Source organism: Neiella holothuriorum (assembly GCF_019457915.1).
GTDB classification, from domain to species: Bacteria; Pseudomonadota; Gammaproteobacteria; order Enterobacterales; family Neiellaceae; genus Neiella; species Neiella holothuriorum.
The window spans coordinates 91,484-113,695 of record NZ_JAHZSS010000012.1 but is presented as its reverse complement, the minus strand read 5'-3'; the positions used below and the strand labels follow the sequence as shown (position 1 = coordinate 113,695).

The 22,212-nt window shown below is 48.2% G+C and carries 19 protein-coding genes; 11 read left to right on the top strand and 8 right to left on the bottom strand.

Annotated features, from left to right (window positions below; translation table 11 throughout):
* Positions 1-56: 56 nt before the first annotated feature.
* On the bottom strand, positions 57-608 hold the full coding sequence (locus K0504_RS11180) for a DUF3750 domain-containing protein (RefSeq protein ID WP_220104282.1): 552 nt from the start codon (positions 606-608) through the stop codon (positions 57-59).
* Between the two features lie 227 nt (positions 609-835).
* Between K0504_RS11180 and K0504_RS11175 the strand changes: the two genes are divergently transcribed.
* From K0504_RS11175 to K0504_RS11150, 6 genes are all read left to right on the top strand, one after another.
* Positions 836-1,294 (top strand): hypothetical protein, encoded by a 459-nt coding sequence (locus tag K0504_RS11175; protein ID WP_220104281.1) that lies wholly within the window; start codon positions 836-838, stop codon positions 1,292-1,294.
* Between the two features lie 27 nt (positions 1,295-1,321).
* A complete protein-coding gene (locus tag K0504_RS11170; protein ID WP_220104280.1) occupies positions 1,322-4,870 on the top strand; it encodes a hypothetical protein in 3,549 nt (1,182 codons plus the stop codon).
* A gap of 266 nt (positions 4,871-5,136) precedes the next feature.
* Positions 5,137-5,919: a substrate-binding periplasmic protein gene (locus K0504_RS11165; protein ID WP_220104279.1), complete on the top strand. Its 783-nt coding sequence runs from the start codon at positions 5,137-5,139 to the stop codon at positions 5,917-5,919.
* A gap of 109 nt (positions 5,920-6,028) precedes the next feature.
* Positions 6,029-6,916 (top strand): WYL domain-containing protein, encoded by an 888-nt coding sequence (locus K0504_RS11160; RefSeq protein ID WP_220104278.1) that lies wholly within the window; start codon positions 6,029-6,031, stop codon positions 6,914-6,916.
* Between the two features lie 342 nt (positions 6,917-7,258).
* On the top strand, positions 7,259-7,996 hold the full coding sequence (locus K0504_RS11155) for a hypothetical protein (RefSeq protein ID WP_220104277.1): 738 nt from the start codon (positions 7,259-7,261) through the stop codon (positions 7,994-7,996).
* A gap of 186 nt (positions 7,997-8,182) precedes the next feature.
* Positions 8,183-9,496, top strand: coding sequence for a glycoside hydrolase family 5 protein (locus tag K0504_RS11150; protein WP_220104276.1), 1,314 nt, complete (start codon positions 8,183-8,185; stop codon positions 9,494-9,496).
* Between the two features lie 56 nt (positions 9,497-9,552).
* On the opposite strand, the gene K0504_RS11145 is transcribed toward K0504_RS11150, so the two are convergent.
* The 7 genes from K0504_RS11145 to K0504_RS11115 form a co-directional block, all read right to left on the bottom strand.
* Complete coding sequence (locus K0504_RS11145; RefSeq protein WP_220104275.1) at positions 9,553-10,743, bottom strand: sugar efflux transporter; 1,191 nt, start codon at positions 10,741-10,743, stop codon at positions 9,553-9,555.
* Positions 10,744-10,985: 242 nt separating this feature from the next.
* Complete coding sequence (locus K0504_RS11140) at positions 10,986-11,744, bottom strand: heme ABC transporter ATP-binding protein (RefSeq protein ID WP_220104274.1); 759 nt, start codon at positions 11,742-11,744, stop codon at positions 10,986-10,988.
* A gap of 1 nt (position 11,745) precedes the next feature.
* Positions 11,746-12,774, bottom strand: a complete 1,029-nt coding sequence (locus K0504_RS11135) for a FecCD family ABC transporter permease (protein ID WP_220104273.1) — start codon at positions 12,772-12,774, stop codon at positions 11,746-11,748.
* The gene (locus K0504_RS11130) at positions 12,774-13,610 is read right to left on the bottom strand and encodes a heme/hemin ABC transporter substrate-binding protein (protein WP_220104272.1); all 837 of its coding nucleotides are present in this window, start codon (positions 13,608-13,610) and stop codon (positions 12,774-12,776) included. The genes K0504_RS11135 and K0504_RS11130 overlap by 1 nt, the downstream gene beginning before the upstream one ends.
* Positions 13,607-14,020: an ExbD/TolR family protein gene (locus tag K0504_RS11125; RefSeq protein WP_220104271.1), complete on the bottom strand. Its 414-nt coding sequence runs from the start codon at positions 14,018-14,020 to the stop codon at positions 13,607-13,609. The genes K0504_RS11130 and K0504_RS11125 overlap by 4 nt, the downstream gene beginning before the upstream one ends.
* Positions 14,017-14,568, bottom strand: a complete 552-nt coding sequence (locus K0504_RS11120) for a MotA/TolQ/ExbB proton channel family protein (RefSeq protein ID WP_220104270.1) — start codon at positions 14,566-14,568, stop codon at positions 14,017-14,019. Before K0504_RS11120 ends, K0504_RS11125 begins: the two co-directional genes overlap by 4 nt.
* A gap of 69 nt (positions 14,569-14,637) precedes the next feature.
* Positions 14,638-15,450, bottom strand: coding sequence for an energy transducer TonB (locus K0504_RS11115; RefSeq protein ID WP_220104269.1), 813 nt, complete (start codon positions 15,448-15,450; stop codon positions 14,638-14,640).
* Between the two features lie 210 nt (positions 15,451-15,660).
* Here K0504_RS11115 and K0504_RS11110 point away from each other — a divergent pair, with 210 nt between their 5' ends.
* The 5 genes from K0504_RS11110 to K0504_RS11090 all read left to right on the top strand — a co-directional run bounded on the left by K0504_RS11110 (position 15,661) and on the right by K0504_RS11090 (position 22,012).
* Entirely contained in the window at positions 15,661-17,697 is a 2,037-nt protein-coding gene (locus K0504_RS11110) for a TonB-dependent hemoglobin/transferrin/lactoferrin family receptor (RefSeq protein ID WP_220104268.1), read from the top strand.
* A 61-nt stretch (positions 17,698-17,758) separates the two neighbouring features.
* Positions 17,759-18,175 (top strand): heme utilization cystosolic carrier protein HutX, encoded by a 417-nt coding sequence (gene hutX / locus K0504_RS11105; RefSeq protein ID WP_220104267.1) that lies wholly within the window; start codon positions 17,759-17,761, stop codon positions 18,173-18,175.
* Positions 18,176-18,197: 22 nt separating this feature from the next.
* On the top strand, positions 18,198-18,731 hold the full coding sequence (locus tag K0504_RS11100; protein ID WP_220104266.1) for a pyridoxamine 5'-phosphate oxidase family protein: 534 nt from the start codon (positions 18,198-18,200) through the stop codon (positions 18,729-18,731).
* 108 nt (positions 18,732-18,839) lie between these two features.
* Complete coding sequence (gene hutW / locus K0504_RS11095; RefSeq protein WP_220104265.1) at positions 18,840-20,228, top strand: heme anaerobic degradation radical SAM methyltransferase ChuW/HutW; 1,389 nt, start codon at positions 18,840-18,842, stop codon at positions 20,226-20,228.
* The gene (locus K0504_RS11090) at positions 20,225-22,012 is read left to right on the top strand and encodes an ABC transporter ATP-binding protein (RefSeq protein WP_220104264.1); all 1,788 of its coding nucleotides are present in this window, start codon (positions 20,225-20,227) and stop codon (positions 22,010-22,012) included. The genes hutW and K0504_RS11090 overlap by 4 nt, the downstream gene beginning before the upstream one ends.
* Positions 22,013-22,212 lie beyond the last annotated feature (200 nt).

The following is a 22,212-nucleotide window of genomic DNA, read 5'->3' as shown; positions in this document are numbered from 1 at the left end:
TGGCAAATCAGCTCCCAAGCCAAAAGAGATTTGCCTACTAGTGCGTTATGGCTAATTTAATCAGTCGATTCATCATTGGTGGCAAAGCCGCTGCCAATGGCACTAAAGGGCAAATCGAGATTAAGCTCTGGTACTTGCAAGGCAAGCCATGCCGGAAAGGTATTACTGTTGGGGCCGGGGAATACAGTGTATTCATCTGCCCATGGGTAACGCTTGACTGCACTTTCAATTTTAGGGATTAACTCGGAAGCTTGGTCACCGGAAATTGCCAACAGTTTTTCCGGTCGGGCACCATACCAATAACGGTCAGGATTGGACGTTTGGTATTCATGCAAGGCGGGCAGGCCACGTCTAAGGCGCCAGCCCACCACTTCATACACCGTATATTCTTCGGCATTGGCCGGTTTGGTTGCGACCCATGTGTGAACGGCGAACCAGCCGCGCCAACTAAAGGCATCTGCGGCATAAACTTCAATGACCGCTGATTTATCAACTTGAGGATCTGGTGCAATGCCAGCAGGTTCTCGGCTAGCGGTGCGCCAGTCTGATTTAGCGCAACTCACCAACAACAAACATAGGCCAAGCAAGGCTGCAACTTTTTTAGTCAAAGGGAAACTCTCAAATCATAACGCTCAAACCATCAGTCTAAAGCGTCACAGGCAGCGCTTCAAACATTGTCAATTGTGCGTTCGGCAACACAACCGATAAATGGGCTGGTTAAATATTAATCAATTTTGTTTTTATTAACTACGCTTGATACTGGTTTTTGCAGTAACCACGGCTAATCCAGCAAACCTAACCCCGCGAGCAATCTGCCGCGCAAAGGAGTGCCATTATGCAAGAGTTACTTGAACTAGCGTCTAGCTACCTATATTTGTCATCGCGAATCAGTAATAAATCCGGGCGTTATATTAACGAAGGTGAGCGTTTCAGCGTCCGGTTTAGTTTGACCAATACTGCCCCTGCAGCAACCCAACTCGGTGCACCCAGATTCAAATTTTTAAGTCCTTATTTGTTAGTTCAGCAAACCCGTTATGCCGCTCCACTGTCGTCGTCAGGCAATCCGGTCTCACTTGTTGGTAATAACTTTACGAGTCACTTAGAGCCCGGTGAAACGACATCAACCGAAGTTGACTTCATTGCCTTGGATACTGCTGATTGGAGTGTCTTTCATCGCAATGAGGAATATGTCAAAGCAACAGTTGAGGCTCCGATTGATACCACGTATCTGTTCAAAGCATTACGTTCATTTACGTTTAGTACCGATATCGTGCCGCAGTCTGCTAGGGATTGAAGCTAACTTAGCCTTTGTCAGGATGACATGATGCAAGAACAAAATGGACCCATATTTGGTCTCGTTGGCGTGGTGTTGCTGGTTACTCTCGGATCGTTAATGTTCTCTGATGTAGCGCCAACCAGCACTCGCCCGTCTGACGCCGAGCAAGTTCGTTTAGTCACGGACGAATCGGTTGCGCCGGCACGTTTGTGGCAAGATCCTATTCGTGCCGTCCTCAACAACAAGCCGCCGAATGGCAGTCAATCGCCTGCTTCGTTTGACACCTCGCTCAAACCATTAGTTGACGGGGTAAGCAACATTACGGTGTTGGGGATCATGACCAATACCACACCGTATGCCGCATTTAGCGAACGTCGCCGATCCTATCGTTATGCGTTGGTGACAGCGTTGCGGCGTGCTTCGTACATTCCGCGGCAAACTCAACTGATTGGCGTAAATCAATTTAAAAGTTTGGCAGCAACAGTGCCTGGGCAATCGATCCCGCCACGATCGTTTGATGTGCCATTCGAGTGGTTTGATGCTTTGCCTACCACTTCATGTTCCACAACTACGTGTGACAGTTGTGCACCCAAGGTGTTGGTTTTATGGCTTGATGAAAAGCAATTTGCTCAACGTCCGTTAACGCGGATTGCCACATTAGCCGAGCGGCTTAACTTGGGCGCAGATAGCGCGCTTAAAATCATCGGTCCTTCAGACTCGGCCTTGCTTGGCCAATTGTCGGAGGAAGCGCAAAGCTCAACGGGTATAGCTTTCCCTTCAGAGCCACCGCAGCAAACTGTGGTAGAAATCTTTTCACCATTTTCAACCATGCCGGTGGCAGCATTAAACCGCTCCGTGTTGAGCCAAGAAATCCCTTCTGAAGGTAAGTTGACCGAATTAAACATCCCCAAAGAATGCGTTAAAGATCAGCTGGAAGGGCGAGAGTTGCTGTTGTGTCAGCACTTATTGGCCGAATTACAACTCAAAAAAAATATTGAACGTGCACAAGTGCAAGGTGTCCATTTTAAGTTTCACCGAACCATCAATCATGATTTTATCTTGGCGGATCGGCTGGTTACGGAATTAGCCGCTCACCGAATTAAGTACGAGCCAGAGCCCGTAGGCAATGACGATCGAGAAGCTAAACACAATGACGATTCACAGCCTAAATGCGATGGAGAAGGGCCGGTATGTTTGCATAGTGACTCGAGTGTGGTGCTTATTTCAGAATTAGACAGTGAGTATGGCCGGGCATTACCGCAGGCATTCAGGGATGCATTTTGCCAAGGCCAAGACTCATGCAAACAGGTTTTGGAGTTTTCATATTTGCGCGGTGTTGATGGCATTGCATCGGGTGCTCAACCTGCGATGTCATTGTCAGGTGGCGATAATGACGATCAGCAAGACAGCCTGATGGCCTTAGAAGGAATCAACAAGCAACGTGCAGTTGGGCCAGCTCAATATGATTACATTGATCGTCTGGGCATGGAAATGAGTTACCGCGATACGCAATTAAAGCAGCATAACGGCAAAGGTATTGCTGCAATCGGCTTATTGGGAAACGATGTTTACGATCAACTGATCATTCTTAAAACGTTGAAAAAACGATTCCCCAAAGCCTTGTTTTTTACCACCGATGCTCATGCCGAATGGTTCCATGCCGCTGACTACATGTGGACACGGAATCTCATTATTGCGTCTAGTTTTGGACTTAAACTGAACCCCGGTATTCAGAAGCAGGTACCGCCATTTAGAAGTAGTTACCAATCCGCAGTTTATATCGCGACATTATTAGCCGTTGATCGAGCGACGGTTACCAAAGCTTTGTTTCGCAAGGATGTGACTAGCCCACAGCCAATCGATCATATTTTAAGTCACATCGAACCGGTGATGATTGAAGTTGGCCGCAATGGGCCCGTACGTTTGCTGAATCGATTTGATTCGCAACATTCAACGCCGAGTCGAAGCGGAATCGCCATTGCCAACAATGCTAACGACATCCATCAAGTTAATTACCTGCCTATGAAAAACATTGGGACCATTGGCTTTTCAGTTTTGTTGTTGTTTGCCGCAGGGTTAGTGATTGGCGGCTATCGCCTTAATTATGGCCAGCGACCTATTAATCGAATAGGTATTAAATCGTTCAATAGCAAAGATGCAGCGGTCTTTTTTGCGCTCGCTACTTATATGGCGTTAACCGTCGTGATGCTGGGCCCTTGGTTCGCGCAACCTGAGCCGGCGCTGGTGTTCGATGGCATTAGTGCGTGGCCAGCGGCCTATATTCGCGCTGCTATTCCGTTTTGTTGCTTTATATTTTTGGGGCGAAGCTTAATTGAATTAAACAAAAATAGTCAGCGGATCCAAAGCACCTTTGGTTTACCGTCATATCGGCGCCGGACGCGCAGGTCGGGGCTTTATAAAAAACTGTGGCAACTGGCCGGTCATAGCAGCTTTGGTAAGCGTTTAATACGCAATTTTGTGGGGTGGCAATGCGATAAGGTGATTGCATTGATCGTGTTTTGTATGGTGCCAATGGCGGCATATAAAATGTTAGGGGCGTCGCAAGTGTTCTATTTTTGGTGGCTGTTAATCATAGTTGGTTTGCTTGTAGCTTGGAGTGTGATGGCTGCAAAAGTCTGGCGAATTAAGCGCCTTGCGAGGTGGGAAAATGAGCTTGTTTCGGCAAAACAAAATGAAAGGATCCGCTTAGCTACACTGTGGCGTCAGTACGGCTATTACAGCTCTAGCTATCCGCGCGTTGCGCGAGTGTGTACCAATACATTTATCTATATGGTGTTTTTTAGTTGTTTGTGGCTCATTTTCACCGAAGGATTTCCGACCCACATACGCGGCCCAATGCTTTTTGTCATTGGGCTGGTTTTTATCATCAGTGTACTGTCCATGCTGTATACCATCTTCTTTGTTGTTGACGTGACGCGCCAGTGCAGTATTTGGATTCGCGCATTGTCTCGACCAGATCTGACCATGACGCCAGCAAACCTTCACTACTGGCAGGAACGATTGCAAGTTCCGCCTAAATTGGCTGAGTACGCAACTCGTATTGATCTGATTGCTTGGCGTAGTAAACATGTTAGCCACATGGTTTATTTTCCATTTTTAGCGATCTTACTGACCATTTTGTCGACCACCAACTACTTCGATAACTGGCAATTCCCTTTGCCGTTGGCACTCATGCTGGCTATCAATGTTGCGATATGCACCATGAATGCGTTTCAGCTAAACGGTGCGGCCATCAAAGCGCGCGCAAAAATACTATCTAAATTACGGGTTGCCGCGATTAAGGCACAACAAGCCGGCGAGGGTGGTACCGACTCGTTACGGTGCTCAACATCCAGTTTTCAGCGGTCTGTTTCACAGTTAGGCTTAGTGAGTTATGGCAAGCCTGTTACTGGGGTGGGAACGGACCAATACCTCGGTAGTCAACAACAAATAGAGATGGTGATTGAGTTAATCGAACGGCGTACCGATGGCGCTTTCCGTAAGTTCTACCAGCAGCCCATTGTGAAAGCCTTTGTGTTTCTAGTCGGTGGTTTAGGGTTTGCAATTTCGCAATACTCAGCCATCAGTAGCTAGCCAGTAGCCAAATAAGTTTGCTATCGATTTACATGTTTGTGAATCATGTGGCAAAGCTGAAGCTGGTGAATCATCACATTGTTATTTAAGCTAAATAAATAGGTCGTACCAGAAAATAATATTACAGGGCGATAATAAACCTCTTGGCGCGGATCGGATGTCTCGTCTTTTTAGTTTGGATTGGTTGTAAGTGCGAAGGTATTTTGTACTGTCGATCGAGTGTCACCGTGTGGTGGCCTGACATGGATGTCTAGACAGGTGTCTAAATGAAGAAGTTCGTAAGTATATTGGGCTTGCTAATTGTTTCTCAAATTAGTCTCGCGTCGCCGCAAGATGATTGCCTCAATATGCATGTGATCGACAGCGAGCCGCTAGGGTTTGTCAAATCGTCCACAGTAAAGAGTGGCGTTCATTGGCACTACTTAAAAGCGATTGAGCAACGCTCAGGGCTTTGCTTCAATTTAAAGTTGATGCCGTATGCTCGAATTTGGGAGAGCATGCGCGTTGGTTTGCATGATGGCGGTATCGTGTTTCGTTCAGAAGCTCGCTCGCCGTTAGTCGAATATGTTGCTCTCATTCGCTTTGTCGAAACGGCAGTGATCCCATTAGCTGAATTTGATATTGAAGGCTACAACGATCTGCATGAGTTAACCGTTGGCAAGACCCGTGGCTCTCATTTAAGTGAGCGGTTTGACGACAACGAAGCTATTCGTACAGTTGAAATGGCAACCTACGAGCAGCTTGCCCAAATGATCCATTCGAAGCGAATTAACGCTGTCGCGGGCAGCCTATTTCCGCTCAGATACCAACTCAATAAATTTATTGCTCGAGGCGATCTGAATATTGGTCGTCCGCTGGTGATTGGTCAAAAAGCGCAGTGGTTACAACTCAGTAAAAAATCAAATCACCTCGATAAAATTCCACAACTTACCGCTGCCGTAGAATCATTAAAGGCCGATGGCACGTTCGATCGAATTATGGCTGAGTTTTATGGCGACAACTGGCATGCGTTGAACCAACCACCAGCAGTGATTATGGCTGACGGCTGATAGGTTACACGTCATTGAGTCGTGTGGGCATTATCACGATTGATGTTTGACTCAAAATGATACAGACTCAAATCACTTGTTTGAGTCAGTATCAGAGTTTGTCGACACAATGGAACATCAAAATTTTGCCCAGAAGCAACGCCTAGCCTATATCGATTTTAAGTTATTGTTTACCGGCTACATCATGAGAAGCGAGATCGTGACTCGGTTTGAGTTGGGGCTTGCTGCAGCTAGTCGTGATCTGTCGCTTTACAAAGAACGTGCGCCTGACAATATGCGTTACGACAACGGGGCTAAAAAGTACTTCATCACCAACGGGTTCAAACCCATTTTCAAACACGACACCCGCACCTCGTTGATGAAAATAGCCCATCAAATATCAGACAGCTTTGATGCCGTGGGCGATGTTGATTTTCCTGTGACAGCACCGACGCAACTTAATGTGCCCGACTTATTTGTGGTTGCTCGTCTGTCTCAAGCGGTGATCAACCAGCGCCCGGTAAAAGTAACGTACACATCATTGACAAGCGGCACCAGTGAGCGCGTTTTAGTGCCTCATACCATTGTTGATAATGGTCTGCGTTGGCATGTCCGCGCTTATGATCGCAAAACCCAATCGTTTCGAGATTTTGTGCTGACTCGGATCAGTGACGTCGCGGTGCTGGCAGATAGTGTTGATGAAGTTGAATCTGCCAGTTACGACACCCATTGGCAGGCACCATTAACACTTGAGTTAGTGCCTCACCCAGTCAACGTTCAGCATCCACAAGCTATTGAGATGGACTATGGCATGGACGAAGGCGTACTGGCTGTTAATACCAAGGTGGCGCTGGCCGGGTATTTATTGCGGCGCTGGAATGTGGATTGTTCTGGCATGGCGAGCCTGCGAGGCGCTGCTTACCAACTCCATTTGCGCAACAGTAATGTACTCGATGGCATCAACGAGCTTGTTATTGCGCCCGGCTATAGCGGCAATAAAAGCCTTAATCGCTCTTAGAATTCGATTGGCCTGTTGTTGCTAGATAGGAATTGGATGCGAGATAGTAATGGGTTGGGCGTGAATTAGCGGGTGGGCTGGCCCTTTGGCGCGCTAACGAATTGCCAACGTGGGCAATTTTATTCCGGCCTATTGCAATGGCTATTGTTGAAAGGTTACTGCTAGCTCAGTATTTGGTATCCGGCTTTAATCGTAATAAAGGTGTTAATTCGGCCGTTCGCAGGCGGTTGTCTATTTTTATCTCGCTCGGAGAATAAGTCGGTTCGAATTTTGCTTATAAAACCGTTAGTTATCCATCAATAGAGTAAACGGCAAATCATTGCCGCGAATAGCAGTTATTAGATGAATATTTCAGGGTTAAATTTCGGCGAACAAATTGCTTCTAAATTAACATCGTTGTGGTCTGCAAATAGCTCCGAACAAAACGTCACATCAGACACATTCGATGATGTTGCTGGAGCGCTATCATCGGCCCAAAGTACAGCAACGGTTGCCATTGACGATGTGGAGGTAGAGGCAATTGCCCCCATCAGCATGTCAGAGCTTTTTAGTGGCGAAAGTTGGAGTAATGCATTTGTACAATTGCAGCAGCAACTCACGGGCTCGTTCGACAACTTAACGTCCTTATCGGATATTGCTTCGTTAACCGATAGTGTTGATGTTGCTGATGAACTTGTTACGCCCGACTTAGTTAGTGTGAGCGACCAAATTGAACAAGGTGTGTCGTTAGCAAACGTCGACATTGAGACCGATGCCATTACCGATGGTGAACTATTTACACAAGCTTATCAGCGTTTAACCAACAACTTATTTGACGGCGGTTCAATCGGCTGGGACGATGCGGTAGATATGGTCAACCCCATGCAACATGTGCCGTTAGTTTCAGACGCATATTCTGCACTCAGTGGTGACGATCAAGGTTACGTAACCTCATTAGTTGGTAGTGCGGTATTGGGTGCTTCGCCGGTTACGATGGCTGCAACTGCCGCTGATATTGGCATTGAAGTCTTGTCAGGAAAAAATATAGCGGGTCATGCTTGGCAGTTAGCTAAAAGTGCTTATCAAACGGTTGTTGAATAGGGCGCATTGACCTGCATTTCACCTTAGCTGTGTTGATTCGTTACCTCCTTGTTAACGAGGGGAGGAACGAGCACTTGATGACGGTATAACGATCACAATTTGCTTCTTCGTCGCGATGAAGTCATTTCAAATACAGGCGGTCTTGGTCAATACTAACCGCAGTTTCTTTTAGAGTAGAGTTTAACGATGCCGTTTCACGCTCAAATTTATCAATATTTTTCACTAGCCATGAAAGCGCTTACTTGGGGCTTTTCGATTTGCATTTTGACTGTTGCTGTTGCGCAAGCAAGCAATGACGAGCCAACATCCCATGTGACAATAAAAGGTGCTGAGCTAATCGACCAACAAGGCAACACAGTGGTGTTAAGAGGTTTTGGCGTGGGTGGTTGGCTTATGCCTGAAGGTTACATGTTGGATTTTCCGAAACCCCATGACTCACCGCAAGCGATTCGTCGCGCCATTGTTGATATGACCGATGAAGCCACCGCTCAAACGTTCTTTAAGCGTTATGAACAAAATTATGTCACTGAGTCTGACATTGCGCAGGTTGCAGCGTGGGGCTTCAATTCTATTCGCTTACCATTTAATGCCGAACGTTTGATGCCGCGTGACCAACAAGGCGGCACATCTTACGTATTTGATCCGTCAGGCGTTGCGTTGATCGACAATTTGGTGGCTTGGGCCAGCAAGCATCACTTGTATGTCATTTTGGATATGCATGCCGCGCCCGGCGGTCAAAGTATCCACAATATTGCGGATTCAGGCGGTGTTGCAAGGCTGTGGGAGCAGTCAGAAATCTACTGGCCGCAGACAATAGCCCTGTGGCAAATGCTTGCTGAACGCTACAAATCAAACCCATGGGTTATTGGTTACGATGTGTTGAATGAACCTATGATGCCCGGTACTGAAGCGCTAGGTAAAAGCAAGATGGATCAGCATGACAACACGCAACTGCGGGCATTTTACATTGAGCTAACCAAGGCATTTAGAGCGGTTGATAATGGTACCAAGATCATGTTTTTAGAAGGTGGCTTCTGGGGCCAAAACATGAAGGATTTACTGCCCGCGTGGGATCCGAATATCGCCTATTCATACCACGCTTACCCGGCGCCAACATCGATCGCTGAGTTCCCGCAGTCGGTACAAGATGTCATGGATGCTGGCCATCCTGTTTGGTTTGGTGAGTGGGGCGAAAATTGGAACGAATTAGACTGGCATGATTGGCTTGCCTTTAATACCCAAGTCACCGCGCTGATGGAAGCTAGACCTGTGGGTTGGAGTTGGTGGACAACAAAGAAATTTGCGCGCTCAACGCAGCCTTGGCAGTGCTTCCATCCGGCCGGATTTTCGGTCATCCGCAATTATTTAAGTAACCGTGGACCTAAACCAGAAAAGGACGTAGCTAAAAGGATTTTGCTGCAAATGGCCGATAATTTAGCAACCGATCAATGCCACTTTAATCGTGGGTTGGTTGAGGCGCTTGGCGGCTCAGTCAAATAATATCCAATACTTAAAGGCAAACTATTGCGCCGCAAGTTACTCTTGCTTGCGGCCTGTTATACCGGCGCAGTATCACCTTCTTTTGGCGTAAACCAACGCAACACCAGCATCATTACCATTGCAAATACGGTCGCAACCGCAGCACCGAATAACGCCAGCTTGAAACTCCAAAATTGAGCGAGTAAGCCGGCGAGCGCGGTTCCTGCCATCATCCCGGTGCGCATCGCATTGGTATAAAAGGCAGAGGCAAAACCTAAACGCTCAGTTGACGCATCTTGAATCACACTGATCCCTAAACCGGCAAAAATGCCAAAGAATATGCCGTTTAATAATTGCAATAGAATTAGCTCGATTTGGCTATCGGCAACTTGCAATAACAAATAGAAGGCGAGGGCGACCACAAATCCGGCATTCAACATATGATGGCGGCCAAAGCGGCCAGCCCAACGTGGCACGAGCAACATAAACGGAATTTCTAATGCAGCCGTTAATCCCATGAGCATTCCAGGTAACGCTAACGGCAAATGTAATTCTTGCGTTAGGTAAAGAGGCATGGCGGTCAGGTAAAGGCTGTTGGCTAGGTTGCCGAGCAACATCACCGCGCCCAATAACCAAAGTTGCATTGGGATCGGTTTGGTAGGCTGTTTGTTACCTTCTGGCGGTTTCACCATTTTGAGGTTCGGTAGTGCGACACAGGCAAGTAAAATAACCGACAAGCTAATTGCGCCTGACAGGTAAAAATTTGCAGAAAACCCGAGCCAATCGACAGCAGTAAAGGCCATGGTCGGCCCCACAATCCAAACTAAAGACACCCCCGAACGCATTTGTGAATTCAGCGCGAGACTATTCTTGCCGCTATGATCGGCATAGTTTCGGATCATTGCTAACAACAGGGGGAATGCAGCACTGGCAAAACCCATGAGCACCACGCCAATGACCAGTGCCTGCCAAAATGTTTGCACCTGCGCAAAAGCAATCGCTGCAATCAATGCTGATGTCATCGCCGCCAAAAACAACCACAAGCCACTTTTTCCTCGGTCGAGCATGGTTCCTAATAATTGACTGAAAACAACACCCGATAGCGCGGTCGATACCGTATAGATGCCAATATAGGACGGTGGTGCTTGTAAATGTTGAATTAAGAATATGCTCATGATCGGCATGATCAACGAGTAAGACATGGCCGTAAGGCCGTTGAGCGCAAATAAACGCCCAGCATCGCCGTTAAAATTAATAAATCGTTTCAAAGAAAATGTCATACCTTGATTGGTTCGTGGTGTAGTGCCGCGATACTGAACAAAAAGTGTTTGACGAATTATACATGAAAGCGCTTACAAGGTTGCCTTTTGACGAAAACAAATAACCAGATGGCGAATAACAATGAGATGTTAGAAAGCAGCCACGCTAACGGTTACCTGGACTGGAGACGGTCATATTATGGCCGCTAGTCGGTATGGTGAGCTGTTACGGTTGTTGAACAACAGCATTGTTAGATGACGGCGAGTTGACCGGAGTTTAAGGTTAAACGTTCAACGCGATGGTGCCAGTGTTGCTCAATCATTTGCTCGGTTAATACGTCGGCCGGAGTGCCGCTAGCAACGCGTTTCCCCTGGCTCATGACGAAACATTGATCGCAATATTGCAGCACCTGATTTAAGTCATGCAATACAGCGAGCACAGCAAAACCACGTCGATGAGCAAGTTCTCTGGCCAAGGCCAAAATTTGATGTTGTTGGCCTAAGTCTTGTGCCGATGTGGGTTCGTCTAGCAATAACAACGGCGTTGTTTGTGCTTGACTGAGCTGTAACAACACTCGCGCTAATTGCACACGCTGACGCTCACCACCCGACAAGCTCGGAAAAGGGCGATTGGCAAAACGTTCACAGTCGGTTTCTTGCATCACGCTGCGAATGGCAACTTTGGCTTCTGCCTGATTTAGCGTTAACGGCGTTAACCCTAACGCCACGACTTCTTCAGCTGAAAACGGAAAGGTCAACTGACTTTGTTGCGGCAGAACGCCGACATGTTTTGCGCGCTCCAATGCGGGCCAGTCGCTCAGTGCTCGGCCATGGATTAAGATCGATCCGTTCGCGTTAATATCGCCACTCACGGCTTTAAGCAGGGTCGACTTGCCAGCACCATTGGGCCCAAGTAACGCCCCCATGGTGCTATGACTTAGATCGATGGCATCGACATCCAATATGTTTTTGGTACCAACGGAGAATTCGATTTGGCGAAGGGCTAGCATGTTAGCTCCACTGTTGACGCTGTTTGATTAACAAGACTAGGAAGAAGGGGGCGCCCAACAAGGCGGTTAACAGGCCCACAGGTAATTCGGCAGGTTGCACGACGGTGCGCGCCAGTAAATCTGCAATCATGAGTAATGCGGCACCGAGAAGCCCTGAAAGCGGCAGTAATGCGCGATGATTGGGGCCAGTGGTTAGTCGCACAAGGTGGGGCACCACAAGGCCAATAAAGCCAATAATACCAGCGCTAGCGACGGTAACGCCGACACCCACGGCAGTGAGCACAATAAGCTCTAATTTCAGTCGTTCAACGGAAATGCCAAGATGTCGGGCTTCAGCTTCACCGAGTAATAACGCATTTAGGGCGCCAGCACGTGATTGAAATGCAAACGCCAATAGCACGGCTGTAGCAAAAGCCAACCATAAGTTAGCGCTGTTAGCTCCCGCTAATGATCCCATCTGCCAAGTCGTTAACTGGCGCAGACTTTGATCATCAGCAAAGTAGCTCAAAAAGCCAATGGATGCGCCGGCAAATGCGGCGATAGCAACACCGGCCAACAGCAAAATTAATACTGAAGTGCCTTGTTTCGATTGCGCCAGGCTGTAAACCATTAATGTTGTCAGCAAGCCCATCACAAAGGCACTTGCCGGTATGGTCCAAGCGCCCCACGTTAACGGAAACAGCACAATGGCCACAATGGCACCGACCGCCGCACCTGATGACACGCCAATAATGCCTGGATCAGCCAACGGATTACGAAACAACCCCTGCATCACGGCACCACATTGAGCGAGAATAAAGCCAACAAACAATGCCAACAAGAGTCGTGGTAAACGAAGCTCCATCACCACAACTTGTTCGTGCGAGGCCAGTCGACTAAGCGGCGTTTCGAGACCTGCGATGGCATCGACAAGCGCTAACAAGCTGTCTTTAGCGGGTAACGCCATGGCGCCAGAAATCAACGATAACATCATGCCAAGGGCAATGATGATCAGCAGCGAACCGGCTAAGTAGTTTGCAGGCCAACGCATTACTGAGCCTCTACCACCAAGGTTTGAATACGTCGGGCTTCTTCAATCGCCGCAAGACTTAAACCTGCGACCAGTGCGCCGCTATCAACAGCAAAGATTTGTTGTTGTCGGCCTGCCGGGGTGTGTTGAACAATGCTATTGGCCGCCAATAAATCGGCAACGGCGGTCTGTTGTTGGCGGCCTGCCACTAAAATGATGGTTGGTGCCATGGTTAACAATGATTCGGCAGAGACATTACGGTAATTGTCGTAGTTAGCGACGTTATCCGCTGATAATGCTTCAATTAATGCATGGCCCGCCGTGCCTTTGCCGGCTAAGCGCAATTTTGTTGAATCCATTGCCAGTAAAAAGGCAATCTTATGCTCACTTAGCGGAAATTTATTCAACTGTGCCTCGAGTGTGTCGAGCTGAGTTAACACTGCTTTTCCGCGCGGCTGTTCATCCAATGCCAACGCTGCTTGCTCAATATTACTGCGCAGCTGTGCGGTACTTTTGGCATCTGCTAGCTGCAACAACTGAACGCCAGATTGCTTCAATGCCGCCACGGTTTCTGGCGGCCCCATATGATTGCTCCCTAATACGGTTGTCGGGTTCAAACTGAGTAAACCTTCCGCCGATAGGGTTCTGTGATAACCAATGTTAGGTAGTGACTCAGCGCCTGCCGGTAAACGGCTGGTTACATCAATGGCAACCAACTGCTCAATTAAACCAAGCGACACGACTAGGTTGGTGGCGTTCGCATCAGTTGTTATCAAACGATGTTCAGCGGCGTTCGCAGTTGCGCTTAGCACTGGTAATAAGGAACTAATTAAAAGGGTGCGCAGGTACTTAATCATGGTTGTTGTTCCATCAAAATCTGAGTATTGGAAATTTGGTGTTGATTGAGAAGAGCCAGGAGTTTCAGTAGAGGCTCCACATCCGCATTACGGTCAGCCGCAATGGTTACCGCAAGGTCGGTTACCTGTAGTTGCGGTGTGAGCGCCGATTCAAAGGTCTGCCATTGGTCAAAGGTTTGTTGATTGATCGCAAAGCGCGGCGACTGATGTTGCAGCGTTAACGTGAGCGATGTGTGCTCCGGTTGTAATGCCGAGTTGCTTTGCTCGGTTTTCGGTATATCAACCGGTAGCGCCAGTAAACGGGCATTGGCGGTAAGCAACAAAAACACCACCACAATAAACACAATATCAATGAGTGGCGTCAGTTCTAATTGGGTGGTTAGTGCAGCTTTGGGTTGGGTCTTGATCATGCGAGCGCCTCGTTGACCACACCGTCGATCTTCAAGCTGGAAATATTAATGGCGTGTTCAGCTCGAGACACTAGCTTATCGACCCAAAGCTGAAATCCATGGGCGCCTAACATGGCTGGCACCGCAATAATCAATCCGGCGGCCGTGGTCTTCATCGCCATGCCTAAACCTTCCGCCAACATAGCCGGTTCAATTGGACCTGTGTGCTCGCCAATCGTATCGAATACCGCAATCAAGCCAATAACGGTGCCCAGCAAACCAAGTAATGGAGCGACCAAGGTGATAATTTGAAGTATTCGAATGCCACTGGCAAGTTTTTGCTGTTGGGTGGTGAGCCAGACCGCGGCAATTTCTTCTCGCAGGATTTTGCTTTGGTTGCCATGACTCTGAAGGAGTCGCACGCCGTCATGACTTAATGTGCGCTGAGACGTGCGAATGGTTAAAACGATTAAGCGCTCCACGATAATCATGGTGGCAAGCAGCGCGCATAGCACCAGAGGCAGCGTTAACGGCCCTAATTGACTTTGGATTACAGCATAACTACTCATAAGACTGGTTTACTTCTGTTATTGGTTCGACAGTATTCATTCGATCGTGTTGATCTGCGTTGTTGCTCGCTATTGAAGCGAGAACTCAATCGGTACCCGGACTCGCGAAGCGATGGCCTGGCCTTGAATTTGGTGTGGTTTAAACTGCCAATCCGTTACAGCGGCAAGCGCAGACTCATCGAGCGCTTCGAGCCCTGAGCTTTTTGTGATGACGGTTTGGGTTTGGTTGCCATTTGCATCAAGCCAGATCTCGACCCACACCACACCTTGTTGGCCACGCTTACGAGCAATGGTCGGATAGCGCGGCGGGGAAGGGGGCGCAGCAAATAGCGGCTGCACAAACACTGGCTCTTGATGAGCGCCCGAAGCTTGGTTGTTGGCCGCAATTTGAGTTGATTGGCTGTCGGTATGATCGTCAACAACGGGTTCATCAAGTAAGTCTTCAACCGCCAATTGATGATCAGGTTCAGATTCCGCAGGCATTTCTTGTCTTACGGGCTCAGCTTCACTAACTGTACTTTCTTTAGTAACGCTAGGCTCAGTTACCGGCTGCACAACAGTGGAGGGCGTTTGTTCAACATCGGGCGTACTGACCTGCTGTGGCTCTGGTGGTTGCTGCGCTATTGTCTGTTGCGGTGTTGGTTCCGGAGTTTGTTGTTTTGTTTGTTGTGGTTGAACCGGTTCTTTTTGCGTGGACGTTGGCTTTTTAGGGGCAGCAACCATGTTAATCTGAACCGATACAGCTGAGCGAACCCCCATAGGCGATGCCATTGGCGCAGGCACTACATCAGCCGACACCCAAAATAGGCCTAGTAGTGCGAACGCTAGTAGTAACACCCGCGCACTGATGATGGGCCATTGCCCTGCTATATAGTTACTCATGGCGGTAATTCACTCTAACCGTCAGCTTTTGTTCGAATCATTCTAACTAAAACAAATCTAAGTGCAAATGATAATGATCCCCATTTACATTATTATTGTGTCTCGGTAATATCCCGCCCAGTTGCTTCATCAGAAAGCATTCGATTTGTACCTAAATCGCATATTCAAACAGGTTAGCCAGAACATCATAAACACTATTTTGGGATGAACATGAACATCAAGCCTTTAGCTTTTTTCGTGAGTTGTGCGTTAAGCACGCCAGTTATTGCAGCGGACGCACCATCAGAATCAACATTGAGCACCGATGAGCAGGTTTTTGAAATCAAAGCCGTCGTCGTTAATGCTACGCGAGTTGAAACCACTGAAGATGAGGTAACTCGCCCGCTTGCCGTTGTCGAAAAAGAGCAACTTGACGCGATTCAACCGCAATCGGTTGCCGAAGCTGTTTCTTATGAACCGAATATTGCGGTGAGCGGCGGCCCACGTGCCAACAATCAGAGCGTAAATATTCGTGGTTTGTCGGGTAACAAGGTGCTGCAAACAATTGATGGCGTACGTCAGGTCTTTGAATCTGGCCACCGTCCTAGTTACTTTCTTGATCCTGAATTGTTGACCAGTATTGAAGTGGTTAAAGGGCCTGCCAGTAGCCTTTGGGGCTCTGGTGCAGTAGCTGGTGTTGTTGCTCAAAATACCGTGTCGGCCGGCGATCTATTGGCGCCCGAGCAAAACCTCGGTGGCTTTATCAAGACCGGTTATAACGACAACAATGATAAATCTACCACGACAGGTGCCATTGCCGGGCGCACCGATTCCCTCGATTTATTGTTCAGTGCCTATTACCGAAACTCCAATGATGCTGAATTGGGCGATGGCAGTCGTTTGATCGGCTCGGCCTCCATTGATAAAGGCATGATGGGTAAAGCGGAGTGGCAAATTGACGATCACCAATCGCTGGGCTTCAATGTGCGTGCGGCTAACGTCTCTGGCTCAGTGCCATCAAACGGCTCGGCAGATCCAAACGGCTCTAGTAATTTTCTCATCAACTGCGATCAAGACACGGCCAATATAGCGCTTGATTACCGTATCAATACCCAATCACCTTATCTAAATGCGCAAGTTAAAGCCTATTGGAACAGCGTTGATATGGATGAAGAGCGGGTGAGCGATGGCCGTTCTGATGCTACCGAACTTGATGTTTACGGCATTAATATTAACAACGTCTCGACCGTGGGCGATGTCACTTTGTTGTACGGTATCGACGGCCATACCGAAGACTTTAAAGCGGAGCGTGGCGGTGATAACCGACCAACGCCACCGGATGCAGAAACCGACATTTGGGGTGGCTTCATTCAAGCCAGTTACCCGGTCGCTAAAAATTGGTCGGTGGAAGTTGGTGCGCGTTACGATTACTTCTCGACCGAAGCCAAAAACTTAACCGAAGACCGCTCTGACAATGATCTGTCACCATCGGCTGCGTTGATTTGGCAAGCACAAGACTGGCTTGAATTAACATTGCGTCACGACCGAGCGTTTCGAGCACCAAGCTCAGAGGAGCTGTATTCAACTGGCTATCACTTCTGCATGTTCGAAGGGTTTTGTAATAGCTTTGAGCCAAACCCCGATCTGAAACCCGAGCAAGCTGCCAATACCGAGTTAATGGCCAAGGCCAAGTTCGGTGGCGTGTTTGCGGAAAATGATGGCTTGCAAATTCAAACCTCAGTATTTCAAAACAAGGTGGACGATTTCATCGAGCAGATCGTGACTGATCCAACTTTTTACCCTGTCATGGATCCGGGTAAAACCTATTGGTACAACGTTGATGAAGCCACGATTGAAGGTTTTGAAATTAGCGCCAATTATCGCTACCAGGCGTTTAACGCCACACTAGCGTACGGCATTGTGCGCGGCGAAGATGATATTACCGGCGAAGATCTCACCAACATCCCAGCCGATACCCTTTCTGCAGATCTAAGTTATGCATTCTTAAGTGAGCAGTTGAAAGCGGGTGTGCGCGTGATTCATGCCAAAGATCAGACTCGCACCGATTACGAAGAGAATTTAGACGGCACAACTTATGACGGTTATACCGTTGGCGATTTATATGTGTCCTATCAACCATCATCACTGGCGGCATTGAAACTCGATTTAACCATCAATAACGTCACTGATAAACACTATCGTCAAGCCTGGGATGAGCTCGACCAAGTTGGCCGTGAAGTGATTTTTTCCGCCAAATACAGTTTTTAATTCATCGTCTTAACATAACAAGATTCAGAGCCAGCAATGCTGGCTCTGACATGAGGTCATCATGACAGAAGAAAACGTTTCTGCCGAACAACAAGTCGTACTGCCAGGTGAGCAGGCCCAAGCATTAATGGCTGAACTAGCTACATGGCGCAACACCACCACAATCGTGATTGTTGCTGGCTGTGTGTTCGAATTTAAAGGTGTGTTTCCCGTAGGCAGTATTGCAGAGGGCTATTACAACTTAGCGCTTGGTGAAATGGGCTTTAGTGGCCACATCAAACTGCAAGCCATTGCCGGCGTGCGGTTGTTAGCGCGGCAACATCGCGGCATGGACAGTTACGCGTTTATTTTTGAAGACCGTAAAGGGCAGCCAATTTTTAAAGTGTATTTAGGGCGCGATGCTGAACACAGCATCCACCCAGAACAATTAGAAAAATTTAACAACATAAAAACTAACGGCTTTACGCCTAATAACTAAACACCAACGTGTTGGAGAGACCATGTCGAGTGAACGTATCGCAGGCCGAGTTGGGCCGGAAATCAAAGCGCTATTAGACAGCCGAAAAAGTCTATTTTTGGCATCCACGACCGAAGAAGGTACGCCGTATGCGTCGTACGCACCGTTCGCCATTGATAACGAGTGCTTTTATGTATTGCTAAGTGAAATAGCAGTGCATGCGATCAACTTGCAACTGAACCCGTTTGCCTCGGTGTTGGTGGTAGAAGATGAAGATAGCGCCGATCAATTGTTTGCACGTTTACGGGTCAGCTACCAAGTTCAAGCAAAGCTCATTGATAACAATGACAACGCATGGCAAGCGGGCATTGATGTGCTCGCTAATCGGCATGGTGAACTCATTACCAATTTAAGTCAGTTAGGTGACTTTAAATTGTTCCGACTTGAGCCACAAAGCGGCCGCTTTGTAAAAGGCTTTGGCCGCGCATTTTCGTTTACTGGAGCGGGCCTGTTGGGTGAAGAAATTGCCCATATGCGAGACGGCCATAAAAAGCGCGAAGAATCAGCGCAAGCATAGTGGTTCAACCGAAGCTGGCTACTGAAGAGTGGCCAGTTTTGTTGTTTTTATACTCAACGGCTTGGGTGATTCACCAAGCCGGTCATCCCGTCCATGCAGGAGTAAGACATGACGATTCAACCCCAAGCGCCTTTGATTGATCACGCCTCATTAGTGTTTACCGAAGCCATGACAGGGAGACCGTCACCGTCGCCACTGCAATATGCATTTTCGGGTAAATCCTCGGCTCATGCCGGGCGTGGTGGCGTGCCGCCGCTTTCTGCAGACCGATCACAACAAACATTATCGGCATTGCTGAGTGAACCAACCGTCAGTGTTAAAGGGCGTGCATTGTACGTTCACATACCCTTTTGCCGAGTGCGCTGTAGTTTTTGTAACTTCTTCAAATACGCCGCATCGCCGAAGTTGATGGCTGACTACTTTCAGTTATTGCTGTTAGATTTAGAGCGCAAGGCCCGTCAGCCATGGAGTCAGGCGCAACCATTCGACGCAGTTTATATCGGCGGTGGTACACCGACCGATTTATCAGCCGAGCAAATTTTTCAGTTAGGCCAGCGAATTCAGCAATTATTGCCATTAACGCCTGATTGCGAAATAACCTTAGAAGGCCGATTAAACAAATTTGACGATGCCAAATTTGAGCAAGCGTTAGCCGGTGGCTTTAATCGTTTTTCATTTGGTGTGCAGAGTTTTGACACCCAGGTGCGCCGCCCGGCCAAACGCTTAGATGATCGGCAGCCACTGTTGCAACAACTAAAGCGTTTAACAGGCGCTAATGCTGCAACAATCGCCATTGATTTGATGTACGGCCTGCCGCACCAAACGGCACAAACCTGGCAACAAGATTTGCAAGACACCCTTGAAGCTGGCGTTGATGGCGTAGATCTGTACCAGTTAATTCAGTTCAAAGGATCGGGCATTGAGCGTGATGTTGAGCAGGGGCGGCTCGCCGAGCCAATGGGATCGGCCGAGCGCGCATTGCTGTACCAACAAGGTGCGAACTTCCTCAATAAAAGTGGCTGGAAGCAGTTGAGTTATTGTCATTGGGCCAGTGGCGACAAAGAAAAGAGTTGTTACAACGCGATGGCAAAATCAGGAGCGGAAATTCTTGCGGTAGGCGCCGGTGCAGGTGGTAATTTAGCTGGCTTTGGCTACATGCAACCGCGGGATATCGAACCATGGCAACAAGCGTTGGACGATCAACAATGGCCCGTCGCGATGATGATGGCTAAATCACCAAACCATTTGTTAGACGCGGCGTTAGTGGGGGCATGTGATCGCGGCCACCTCACGGCATCAGCAATCGGTCATGCGCGCTACAAAGCAGCCGGCCCATTATTTTTGAAATGGCAACAACATGGGTTAGCTCAATGTCATAGTGATGGTGTTCGATTGACCATGGCCGGACAATTCTGGTCTGTTAATTTAGCCAATGGTATGTTGCAGTACCTAAACCAAAACCAACAGGCTGTTGAGGCCTGCGAGCACGCCGCATGAGCCAAGATTCCATTAGCTGGGCCAGCTTATGGCAACAAATCAAACAACATAAACCAACCCTCGTAAAAGCCCATATCGTTGCCATTGCGGCAACGCTTATCAGTGTGCCAATACCATTGATGATGCCAATGTTGGTCGATGAAGTGTTGCTGGATAAGCCTGGCGTTGCAGTCGGCTGGATGAATCAAATTTTTCCCAGCCAATGGCACAGCGCAATGGGCTACATTGGCGCGATCCTACTGACCGTCATGATCTTGCGACTGTTGTCACTGGTGTTAAGTGTCATGCAATCGCGCCAATTCACCATCATCGGCAAGCAAATCAGCTTGTCGATTCGTCAGCGTTTATTGACCCATTTGCCGCAAGTTCAACTGCGGGAATATGAAACTCAGGGCTCAGGCGGGATCAGTGCGCGCTGCATTACTGATGTTGATACCCTCGACCAATTTATCAGTGGCACAATTTCAAAGTTTATTGTTGCGGTGCTGACATTGATTGGCGTTGCCGCCATATTGTTAGCAATTAGTTGGCAACTTGGCCTGTTTATTTTACTGCTCAATCCGGTGGTTATTTATTTTTCACAGCTATTCGGAAAGCAGGTTAAAAAGTTAAAAACCAAGGAAAATGCCGCCACTGAAGCGTTTCAGCAAGCGCTCATTGAAACCTTAGATGCCATTCATCAGCTACGGGCAATTCGCCGTGATGGTCACTACTTTGCCAAAGTTGGCGAAGCCGCTATTGAGCTAAAGAATCGAGCGATCGGATCACAGTGGAAAACCGAAGCGATGGGGCGCTTTAGTTTTACTATTTTCCTACTTGGCTTTGAGGTCTTTCGGGCAGTGGCCATGATGATGGTGCTGATCTCCGATCTTTCAATTGGCCAAATGTTTGCTGTGTTTGGTTATCTCTGGTTCATGATGGGGCCGGTACAAGAGCTGCTCAATATGCAGTATTCGTGGTTTGGTGCAAAAGCCGCAATCGCTCGCCTCAATGCGGTCCTGGCATTGCCTAAAGAGCCCAGTTATCCAAATGGCGTTAACCCCTTTACTGAATCCGATGCCATCGCGCTTACCTTAAACGACGTTAGTTTCGCTTACAGCGAAGAAGCGCCGCTACTAAAACAAATCAGCTTGCATGTGCCGGCAGGAGAAACCGCGGCGCTGGTGTCGATGAGTGGTGGTGGTAAATCAACCTTGGTACAACTGCTACTGGGCTTGTACCAACCGCAACGTGGCAGCATTGCCTATAACGATGTGCCGATTAACACCATTGGCGTTGATGCGGTACGAGCGAATGTCGCGACGGTGTTGCAACAGCCGGCCTTGTTTAATACCAGCCTGCGGGAAAACCTGACCATGGGGGCTGACCATACAGATGACGAAGTTTGGCAAGCGTTAAGCGTGGCCGCGTTAAAAGACTTTGTGGTGTCGCTGCCGGAACAATTAGCTTCAGTAGTTGGGCGCAATGGCGTTCGTTTATCGGGCGGTCAGCGACAACGGCTCGCTATTGCGCGGATGGTGTTAAGTAATCCTAAGGTGGTGATATTGGATGAGGCAACATCGGCGTTGGATGTAGCGACAGAGGCCGAGGTTCTTGCCAATCTCCAGCAATTTTTAAAAGCCCGTACCACATTAATTATTGCCCATCGATTAAGCGCTATCGCTCAGGCCGATCGCGTGTTTGTGCTCGACGATGGGGTGATTTGCCAAAGTGGTAGTCATCAGCAATTGAGTAGTGTGGCGGGTCTCTATCAGACACTTTACGGAAACGACACTCAGTTATGATTGGCAATTGCCGATCATGACGAACCCATTGCTTCATGCTGATAGGGCCTAATCATTAAATCAGGCAGGCTAGGTTAGTCAGTTTACAAATTAGCTGCATAGGCGTTGCTCGGTAACGATTATTCGATCAGTCATTAATTTACTACCCTTCGGAAACTCATCAATACGTTAAGCAATCACAATCGCCATTTTGCAAAACT

Bases quoted from the DNA above. Each gene is read 5' to 3' on its own strand.
- K0504_RS11175 (WP_220104281.1), top strand. From the start codon at position 836: ATGCAAGAGTTACTTGAACTAGCGTCTAGCTACCTATATTTGTCATCG.
- K0504_RS11170 (WP_220104280.1), top strand. From the start codon at position 1,322: ATGATGCAAGAACAAAATGGACCCATATTTGGTCTCGTTGGCGTGGTG.
- K0504_RS11165 (WP_220104279.1), top strand. From the start codon at position 5,137: ATGAAGAAGTTCGTAAGTATATTGGGCTTGCTAATTGTTTCTCAAATT.
- K0504_RS11160 (WP_220104278.1), top strand. From the start codon at position 6,029: ATGGAACATCAAAATTTTGCCCAGAAGCAACGCCTAGCCTATATCGAT.
- K0504_RS11155 (WP_220104277.1), top strand. From the start codon at position 7,259: ATGAATATTTCAGGGTTAAATTTCGGCGAACAAATTGCTTCTAAATTA.
- K0504_RS11150 (WP_220104276.1), top strand. From the start codon at position 8,183: ATGCCGTTTCACGCTCAAATTTATCAATATTTTTCACTAGCCATGAAA.
- K0504_RS11140 (WP_220104274.1), bottom strand. From the start codon at position 11,744: ATGCTAGCCCTTCGCCAAATCGAATTCTCCGTTGGTACCAAAAACATA.
- K0504_RS11135 (WP_220104273.1), bottom strand. From the start codon at position 12,774: ATGCGTTGGCCTGCAAACTACTTAGCCGGTTCGCTGCTGATCATCATT.
- K0504_RS11130 (WP_220104272.1), bottom strand. From the start codon at position 13,610: ATGATTAAGTACCTGCGCACCCTTTTAATTAGTTCCTTATTACCAGTG.
- K0504_RS11125 (WP_220104271.1), bottom strand. From the start codon at position 14,020: ATGATCAAGACCCAACCCAAAGCTGCACTAACCACCCAATTAGAACTG.
- K0504_RS11120 (WP_220104270.1), bottom strand. From the start codon at position 14,568: ATGAGTAGTTATGCTGTAATCCAAAGTCAATTAGGGCCGTTAACGCTG.
- K0504_RS11115 (WP_220104269.1), bottom strand. From the start codon at position 15,450: ATGAGTAACTATATAGCAGGGCAATGGCCCATCATCAGTGCGCGGGTG.
- K0504_RS11110 (WP_220104268.1), top strand. From the start codon at position 15,661: ATGAACATCAAGCCTTTAGCTTTTTTCGTGAGTTGTGCGTTAAGCACG.
- hutX (WP_220104267.1), top strand. From the start codon at position 17,759: ATGACAGAAGAAAACGTTTCTGCCGAACAACAAGTCGTACTGCCAGGT.
- K0504_RS11100 (WP_220104266.1), top strand. From the start codon at position 18,198: ATGTCGAGTGAACGTATCGCAGGCCGAGTTGGGCCGGAAATCAAAGCG.
- hutW (WP_220104265.1), top strand. From the start codon at position 18,840: ATGACGATTCAACCCCAAGCGCCTTTGATTGATCACGCCTCATTAGTG.
- K0504_RS11090 (WP_220104264.1), top strand. From the start codon at position 20,225: ATGAGCCAAGATTCCATTAGCTGGGCCAGCTTATGGCAACAAATCAAA.